Below are 9261 nucleotides of genomic sequence, written 5' to 3' on the forward strand. Positions count from 1 at the left end.
CTCCAGAACAATCTTTAATTTTTGACTGCTCTCCCATGTACGCCGTTTCATCTTAGAATAGACTCCTTTCTAATTATGAGCTTATTCTAACTTAAAATCATCCTTTTGTTAAAGGGGAGCAGTATAAGTTCTACACAATCGATTATGGTCAGATTAGGTGTAGGTGGAGGATATTTTACCTGTATTTAAATTATCAATCTAAGTAAAAGATCTGCCTATATATTCCCCATATTCAAATTTAGATAATCCCCAAAGACTTACCAGCCTTTTCAAAAATGGACAAGGCTTTTTTTATATCTGCTGAGGAATGAGCAGCCAGCACATGAGCTCTCAATCTATTAGTACCTCGGGGAACAGCTGGAAATAGGATAGGACAGATAAAGATTCCTTCTTCATTGACCTTTTTACATAATTGGAGAGTTTTTTCTTCATCTCCCACCATAATAGGAACTATCGCTGTTTCACTATTGCCAGTATTGTAACCCATATTCTGTAACCCTTCTCTAAACTGTTTAATATTATTTTGTAATTGTTCTATTAATTCTGGCTCACTTTCAATAACCTCAAAACAAGCCTTGGCAGCCATCACAGCTACAGGAGGAAGACTGGCAGAAAATATGAAGGGGCGAGAGCTTAATTTAAGATAATTAATTAAATCTTTATCCCCGGCCAAATACCCACCAATAGAGGGTATAGTCTTGCTTAAAGTTCCCATAAAGATATCTACTGAATTTTCTAAGCCAAAGTGTTCCTCAATACCATGTCCGGTCTTGCCAATAACTCCTATAGAATGCGCTTCATCTACCATAAGTTTAGCTTTATATTTCTTAGCCAACTGAGATATTTCAGGTAAATTAGCAATATCACCATCCATACTATAAACAGCATCAACTACTATAAGTTTATTCTGGTAGTTTTCAGACTGTGCTAATATATTTTCTAGGCTCTTCATATTATTATGTAAAAAACTACGGTGAGTAGCTCCTGATAGTAAACAACCATCAATTATGCTGGCATGATCCAACTTATCCATAATAACTAAATCACTCCTCTGGCAAAGGGTAGTAATAGCAGCTAAATTAGTAACATAGCCACTGCTATAGGTTATGGCATCTTCGGTCTTTTTAAATTGAGCAATCTTTTCTTCCAACTCTTCATGAGCCCTGGTAGTACCTGCTAAAAGACGTACCCCTGCAGCTCCGGTTCCATATTCATCAATGGCTTTTTTTGCTGCCTCTTTTACTTTAGGATGAGATATCAAACCCAAATAATTGTATGAGGCAAACATAATCATTTCACGTCCTTCAATTTGAGTTCTGGCACCGGAGATTCCTTCTATACTCTTTAAATAGAAGAAGGATTTATTTTCCTTCATCCTTCTTGCTCGTTCATTTGTTTCTCTGATTCTTTGTTCTAAAGGTATTACCATTCTTTTTTCCTTTCTTTCTAACAGGATATCCAAGGAGAATTTGCTCCCTGGAGAAACCTTTAATATTGTATTTATAAAAGAGTATCTTAGCGTATCGGCATTATAAAAAAATCTGATACTCTAAAATATTTCTGAAATATCTTTAATATTTTTCTATTAACATTAGTTTAATTTTTCAATCCTGGGCTTAAAACCTGATTTTCTAGCTAAATCAAGATAATCCAAACCAGTAAGCTCCTCCGGTCTTTTCCCTGAAACCGCTACTAAGACAGCTTGATAGACATTAGTACCGAAAGACCTTCCCTGAAATTGGGGAGTGGTGGTAATAAGATATTCTACCCCTCTTTCTCTCAAATCATTAACATTCTGTAAGGTTACAGTATTGGTAATGACTATTTTCCCTTCCATTCTGGATGGCATATACTGACTTATAGCGAGATAATCGCCGGCAATAATATCAGCATCATTAAAAAAACGACCATATTTGGGATTACTGCTTTCCTGCTTCTGGCCAGTAGGGTATAAGTATTTAATAGGTAAATTTATCAAAATGGGAATGGCAACCTTAGCTATTTTACTTAGTGTCTCCAGATTATAAAGAGGAATGGGTATGTTCAGACAGGAGATAAGATCTCCAAAGACCATCTTGCAGCCAGCTTCAATCAGCCCTTCTGCCAGACCAAATCGATCTACAGTGATTAATAACAATGCCTTCTTACCTTGAAAGTGAATATCAGTATTTTTATTAATATATCTAATAACATCTTTTTCCAGCTCGTATTTAATTCCAGTTCCATCTACAATTGGTGTTTTTTTAATTACACTAACAATCCTGGCTGATTCTTTTATAATGTATCTTTTACCAGAAGGACCAGAATAAAGATATAAGTCTGTTCCTCCCAAGGCAAATACATCTACTTTGCCATCATATTCTTGATATATTTGCATCATTTTAAGGGTATCACCATCAGTACCTCTTCTTTCAATTTCTACCTCTTCTCCTAAAATTTCGACTCTCGCCTTGTGATCTCTAGATGAAGAACCCAAACTAACACCCAGTACCTTCTTCATTTTTTCATCTCCTCATTTAATGTAAGTATTTTCACTTCTTTTAGAACATTTTCAATTATGGCCGGATTTATATATTGGTCTTCAGTAATTGGTGATTTGCCAATCTCAATACCAATTACCTGAATATGGAATAACTTTTCTGCAAAATCAACTCTTTTATCGGAACCCAGAAAAATAATTACATCAAAATCAAGCAAATTGGTGATAATACCAAGGATATCATTAAAGAGTTCGTTTTTATTTCTGCTTTTAACAAAATTTTGGCGTTCCTGTTGTGTTAATATCAAAGTATAATCAATGCCATATTTTTTAGAAAGGGAAAGCACCTCTCCCTTATTTTTAATTGGAAAGCCAACCAGGGCAATCTTTTCTCCTTTTCTTATTTCTCCTAGACTCTCAAGTCGTGAAACAAATGTTCTTTCAATGCCTAACTTTCTGGCAGCCTCTCCCTGGGTTAATCCTTCTGTTCTTAATTTTAGGATTCTGGCAATCTCTTTCTGTAGTTTATCTTCTGAAATTACCTTTTCCCCAATTCTAATTAATTTCATATTAATATCCTGTATACATTTTTGTACACATTATATATTCAGAAAGGAATCCTGTCAAGATGATAATAGTTAAATAGATAATGTAGGGATGAAAAGAATAATTGGAAATCGGAGGTTAAAGAATAAATTTTATTGAGAATTAAGAGAACATGATTTAAAAATTTTTCTTATGGAAAAATCCTTATTTAAAACTGCTTAATAATACCACCGCCAAGAACGGTTTCCTTATCGTAAAAAACTGCTGATTGACCGGGTGCTATAGCTCTTTGCGCCTCATCAAATACTATTTTCATTTTTTCACCATTCCAGGGATACACCGTAGCCCAGGCAGGGGGAGTATTGTATCGAATCTGCACCAATAACTTAGTTGGCAGGAAGATTGGCTCAGAAGAAACATATTTTACTGCTATTACTCCAAATTCTCGTTGATATAATTCGATTTCATCACCTATAATAACTGAATTACTCTCGGGAATAATTTTAAGAACATATTTTCTGGAATTTAAAGATAAGCCGGTTTTTCTTCTTTGCCCAATTGTATAAAAGGATATACCTTTATGTCTTCCCAGGATATTACCGGCAGAATCAAAAAAATATCCTGCTTCATTTTTTATCTTTCCAAAGTTGATTAGCAGTTTACGATAATTATTTCCCGGAATAAAACAGATTTCCTGGCTCTCTCTGCTGGAATAATCTGGCAAACCAATTTCTTGAGCAATCTTTCTTGTATCTTCCTTCTTAACATTACCAAGTGGGAAAAGACATTTTGAGAGAATAGATTCATTTATCCTATAGAGAAAGTAAGACTGATCTTTTTTTTCATCCAATCCTCTTTTTAAAAAATACCTGCCTTCTTTATTATCTTTTTCCACTCGGACATAGTGACCGGTAGCAATAAAGTCAAAACTTTCTTTTACGGCAAAATCATAAAGTAGTTTAAACTTCACTTTTTCGTTGCAGGAAATACAAGGATTAGGAGTAAATCCTTTTTCATACTGTTTTATAAAGTCAATAATTATAACTCTGTAAAAATCTTCTCTATAATCAATCTCATACAAAGGAATATTTAGCTTTTGGGTTACTTTTTTTACTCTCTGTCTATTATGGTCGGAATTGGTCTGTTCGAAAGATTCTTGGTCATCAATTAAGCGGAAATAGACTCCTGCTACCTGAAATCCCTTTTCTTTTAGCAAAAAAGCTGCAACGCTACTGTCAATACCGCCACTGAGCGCTACTAAAATACTATTAGATCTGGCCATAAATAAGTCCTAATTCAAATAGATATTCAAGGGGAAACCTTCCTCTGGAGAACCCCTTTGTTAGTATATAGTAAATAGTATCTGGTATTTAGTTCTTAGAGTAAAATAGTTTACAGTTTTTGGTTTTCAGTTCAAATCGGTTTATATTTAACCAACACATAGGTTACACTTTTGATTCAGGACATAGGTTACATTATAATAATTTTATATATGGTTTTAGTATTATGATAATTACATTTTATGTACTTAAAATCCAATTTAGCATACATATATCGTTCTTTCCTTAAAAAAGATTATTTGATAGTATCGAAATTATAAAAACTTACGATAATATCAAATAATATAATATGCTATAAGTTTTTCAGATATAGGAAGTACCTGTTTGCATTTTCTTATTATCTTGTTATTTCTGCAGATATTAATATCCACCAGATCTGACTTTTGCTCTTTATCACAGTACCTCGCAGTTATTCTGCAAGCTAAATCTAAATTTTCTTCTATTCCTTCCCTTCTGTTAACTAAGCTATCATAACAGCGGAATAGAGATATAGGGCCTTTATGAGTATAAGAACTAATCAAATAATCCCGTGGATTGGCTAAAGAGATTATTATCTTATTTTCCTTTTCATTTCTACCTACTACTAATTTAATATACTCATGAATATTAAAATGTCGGCCAACTTTTAACAATTCTATGTCATTAGAAACATAGTTTTTCTTGGTTAACAAGTCTTTAATTCTATTAGCAAAACCTGGTTCGGTTAATTTGCATCCCCCTGCCGGTGAGGGATAATCTTGAATTCCCCATTGCCTGGCTAAGGCTATCTGTTTTTTTCTGGAACGACCTTGGATATCCATCAGATGCGACCGATCTACTATAAGGCGTCTCTCAGGTTCTGTTTCCGGTAATAATAAGGCTGATAATGGTCTTAAAATCACTGGACCATATCCTGACTCTTCACTAATTAAGAGCAGGCTTTTTTTATTTTGAGTCATAGGTCTCTGTCCCAGCACTTCTCCACTAATTATAAATGAGGCTTTCTCCCGAACCATTAATTCCCCTGCCTTTTTAAACATCATAATACGGCAGTCAATACAGGGATTCTTATTTTTACCAAAACCATGTTTGGGATTCAGCAATATTTCTTGAAAATCCTTACTCATATCTTCAATTAACAAAGCAATATTAAGATATTGTTCTCCATAGTAATCTGGTTTCTTTTTTAAAAAGGGTGTCCTGAAGTATACCCCTATCACCTCAATATCCTGTTCCAATATTGATTTAATAGCTAGTATACTATCCAGACCACCAGAATAAAGAGCGAGAGCTCTTTTTTTCTTTACTACCATAAATTGTATTCTCCTCAAGTTTATAACTAAATAAATTAATAATATTAATTTACTATTCTCACTCTGGAATTATGATTTTTATTTAATTATTGTGAGCGAAGTGAATTCTTCTGAACTACTCTATCTCTTTTTTACCCTATTTCGATTTTATATAAGACTCTTTCTAACCATCTTATGAGAATATCAATTTTTACTTTCCCTTTTTTATTTCTATTTTATCAGGATATTCAAGGTAATTCTTCCCCTTGAATATTACTTAGCTAAAATCAAATATTTATAAATCCTAAATTTGCCTGAGGTATAAAAATTATTCGAATTATATTAATCTATAACTTAACATCTAAATTTAGTATATTTTAGTATGTATTGTTACTAATTCAAAAAATAACGGTAAATTAATATATTTATATTAATGATCAATCTTTATGGTAAAAGCATGTTATTTAATAATTACTAACTTTAATAAGTTGGCTATTATTATATAGTTAAATAAAAAAATGAAGAAGGAAAACAAACAAAGACAGAACGGTAATAGGAGTAAGTCTTTATTAAGGAAGAGGTTGATACCCTCTTCCTTAATAAATATTAATAAATACTATTCACAGCTGATAGCCTCTACAGGACAGTCCTCAGCAGCTTGTTGGCAAGCTTCTTCTGCATCTTTGGGAACAACATCAACCTTAACCACTGCTACATCATCTTGTAATTCAAAAACCTCGGGACATGTGCTTTCGCAGAGTCCACATCCAGTACAAAGATCCTGATCAACGGTTGCTTTCAAATTATTCACCTCCTATAGATCATAGTTTTTCTTTTCTCGGGCAAACCAGCAAAATAAATACGCAATCTATAAAAACCTTATCCTTCACATTTATATTCTTATGCCAATTTACTTAAAATGATCGACTTATATAAGATAACTTAAATTATAGCAAAATTCAAGACCTAATCATCATAAATTTACTAATTTATTAATTAACAGTTATATTTTTATCTCCGTAAAATCTTCTGCAATAATAATTTCAGGATCATTCTTGCTAATGTTCTCGCTGAATTCGGAATACATATCAGATTCATTTTCTGAAGCATTGTATCTGGAACTGATATGGGTTAATACCAGTTTTTTTACTTTCGCTAAACTGGCTACCTTAATAGCATCTTCAACTGTAGAATGATAACTCTGAGTCGCCTTTCCCTTGCTATTCGAACTGAAAGTTGCTTCATGAATAAGTAAATCTGCTCCTTGAGAGAGAGAAACGGCGTTTGGAGAAAACATTGTATCTCCACAATAGCACAATTTTTTGGTAGTTATGGTTTCTTTGATAAAATCACTGGCAGCCAGAATTCTTCCATCTTCTAAATTAACTATCTTGTCCTCTTTAAATTTTTTATAAATTGGTCCTGGGTGGATACCCAAATTCAATAATTTATCAACCAGTATATTTCTTTTTATATTTTTCTTGATGATGGTATACCCAAAACTATCAATATTATGATTAAGAATTGCGCAATAAACAGCAGTATCTCCTTTTTCCCAGAGCAGGTTAGTGGTGAGAAATTTTTCTTTATCTATTGAATAGATATGATAAGAATAAGGGATATGTGTATAAGAATAATCCAGACTACTTCTAAGATAATTCTCCAGACCCATTGGCCCAAAAATATTAATATCTTTCTTAATTCCCAGTAATCCCATGGTAGCAAACAGTCCAGGGAGTCCAAAGATGTGATCTCCATGTAAATGACTAATAAAAATATTAGTCAATTTTGATAATTTTAAATTTGTCTGACCAATCTGCCGCTGTGTTCCTTCTCCACAATCAAATAACCAGAATTCATTAGTTGTATTAAAAATTACAGCTAAAGCAGACAAGTTTCGTTTCGGGTTTGGAATACCAGCGCTTGTTCCTAAAAAAATAACCTTATTCATAATTTTCTTTTTATATTATTACATTAGTCATTATTTTTATAATTTTGCCTGCTTCTTATCTTTGACAGGAAGAGCATAGAAAAGTACTCCTATTTTCTATCCTTATTACTGATAAAGGATTACCACAAAAAGGGCATTTACCGTTTTTTTTACCATAAACTAGAACCTTCTCTATATAATTTCCTGGTTTTCCCTGCAAATCACGATAAGATTCATCTGTCATAGTTGTTCCTCTGGCCAACACAGCTTTAGTCAGGACATTCTTAATAGAAAGGTATAATTTCCTTAATTCATTGTTATTCAAAGAATTACCCTTACGCATAGGATGGATTCCTGCCAGGAAAAGTACTTCATTAGCATAGATATTACCAATGCCAGCAATAACCTTTTGGTTCATTAATAATGATTTTATATTACCCTTTTTACTTTGAATTGTTCTGGCAAACTCTTGTAAAGTAAAGTTTTCTTCCAGTGGTTCCCATCCCAGAGATTCAATTTCCCTCAATTTATAATTTTCTTTAATCAACCAAATCTTACCAAACTGCCTTACATCATTATAGATCATTTTACTACCGTCTTCAAAAAAGAAAAGGAAATGGTTATGTTTATTATTGATTTTTGCTATTGCCCTCTCATTTCTTTTCTGATATAGCAGAGAACCACTCATTCCCAGATGAAAAATTAGGCAGTCTCCTGTATTCATGAAGCATAAAATATACTTTCCCTTCCTTTTTATCATTTTTATAAATGCTTCTTTCAGACATTCTCTGAATTGATTTACAGTAGGAATCTTTATAAGTCGGGGAAGGCTAACCTGAATACCAATTATTTTTTTGTTAAGTACCTCTTGTTCCAGATCTCTTTTTATAGTTTCTACTTCTGGTAATTCCGGCATTGTTTACCTCATTTAATGATTTCTATTTTGTGAAAAATATCAGATAGGTCATGAATTACTGAATCAGGATATTTTTCATGAAAGCCTGAGCTAAAACGGTCAATTAACAATGCATTCCACCCTGCCTCTCGGGCAGAAAAATAGTCTTGTTCTTCATGATCGCCAATATGTAACATCAGTTGAGGTGCTACTTTTAGTTTTTTGTTTATTTGAGAGTAAACCTCTTTATTCTTGAGTTCTCTGTAATCTGATAGAGTTGAAAAGGTTTCCTGAAAATATGTTTTTATTTTTTTTATCTTAATATCCATAAATTCTCGAGGCATATTGGAGGTGCAGATTAGCTGGTAGTGTTTAGATAATTGTTCTAAAATTAATGGTACATCTGAAAATATTTTAATTTCCGGCTCATATTTTTGTAATATTATTTTATAATCAATGCCGAGTTGAAAAAAACTAATCCAATATTTGATATCATACCAGCGGTAATCCTTTTCTCCCACTCGGTCATACTCTTTTTGAACTATAGTTAAGGCTTCTTCAAAGTCAATATTCTCTTTTTTTGATACTATTTCTGGCAAGGCTTTGTGCCAGATTAAATCATTATATTCGGGGTCTACTAAGGTTCCATCTACATCAAATGATATAATTCTGATTTCCATGTCCCCTCCAATAAAAAATTCCCGGCAGTATCCTACTCTCCCGCAGAAAAGACTGCAGTACCATCGGCGCTGGAGGGCTTAACTTCTGTGTTCGGTATGGGAACAGGTGGTTCCCCTCCG

Annotated in this window: 9 protein-coding genes and 1 rRNA gene; all 10 read right to left on the bottom strand. The window is 33.1% G+C overall.

Going from position 1 to position 9261, the window contains the following annotated elements; genetic code table 11:
- Positions 1-238: 238 nt before the first annotated feature.
- The gene (locus tag PHD84_09845) at positions 239-1462 is read right to left on the bottom strand and encodes a pyridoxal phosphate-dependent aminotransferase family protein (protein ID MDD5638100.1); all 1224 of its coding nucleotides are present in this window, start codon (positions 1460-1462) and stop codon (positions 239-241) included.
- Between the two features lie 129 nt (positions 1463-1591).
- Positions 1592-2500 carry a quinate 5-dehydrogenase gene (locus PHD84_09850; protein MDD5638101.1) on the bottom strand — a complete coding sequence of 303 codons (909 nt, stop codon included), beginning with the start codon at positions 2498-2500 and terminating at the stop codon, positions 1592-1594.
- Positions 2497-3048: a transcriptional regulator gene (locus tag PHD84_09855; GenBank protein ID MDD5638102.1), complete on the bottom strand. Its 552-nt coding sequence runs from the start codon at positions 3046-3048 to the stop codon at positions 2497-2499. The genes PHD84_09850 and PHD84_09855 overlap by 4 nt, the downstream gene beginning before the upstream one ends.
- Positions 3049-3233: 185 nt before the next feature.
- Positions 3234-4307: a tRNA 2-thiouridine(34) synthase MnmA gene (mnmA, locus tag PHD84_09860; GenBank protein MDD5638103.1), complete on the bottom strand. Its 1074-nt coding sequence runs from the start codon at positions 4305-4307 to the stop codon at positions 3234-3236.
- A 333-nt stretch (positions 4308-4640) separates the two neighbouring features.
- Positions 4641-5657, bottom strand: coding sequence for a tRNA 4-thiouridine(8) synthase ThiI (locus tag PHD84_09865; protein ID MDD5638104.1), 1017 nt, complete (start codon positions 5655-5657; stop codon positions 4641-4643).
- Between the two features lie 595 nt (positions 5658-6252).
- Positions 6253-6438, bottom strand: a complete 186-nt coding sequence (locus tag PHD84_09870; GenBank protein ID MDD5638105.1) for a ferredoxin — start codon at positions 6436-6438, stop codon at positions 6253-6255.
- A 201-nt stretch (positions 6439-6639) separates the two neighbouring features.
- Positions 6640-7587 carry a ribonuclease Z gene (gene rnz, locus PHD84_09875; protein ID MDD5638106.1) on the bottom strand — a complete coding sequence of 316 codons (948 nt, stop codon included), beginning with the start codon at positions 7585-7587 and terminating at the stop codon, positions 6640-6642.
- Between the two features lie 55 nt (positions 7588-7642).
- Complete coding sequence (gene mutM / locus PHD84_09880; GenBank protein MDD5638107.1) at positions 7643-8482, bottom strand: DNA-formamidopyrimidine glycosylase; 840 nt, start codon at positions 8480-8482, stop codon at positions 7643-7645.
- A gap of 8 nt (positions 8483-8490) precedes the next feature.
- Positions 8491-9141: an HAD family hydrolase gene (locus PHD84_09885; protein ID MDD5638108.1), complete on the bottom strand. Its 651-nt coding sequence runs from the start codon at positions 9139-9141 to the stop codon at positions 8491-8493.
- Positions 9142-9160: 19 nt separating this feature from the next.
- Positions 9161-9261, bottom strand: a 5S ribosomal RNA gene (rrf, locus tag PHD84_09890); the annotation flags it as partial.

Source organism: Atribacterota bacterium, assembly GCA_028717805.1.
Taxonomy (GTDB): domain Bacteria; phylum Atribacterota; class Phoenicimicrobiia; order Phoenicimicrobiales; family Stramentimicrobiaceae; genus Stramentimicrobium.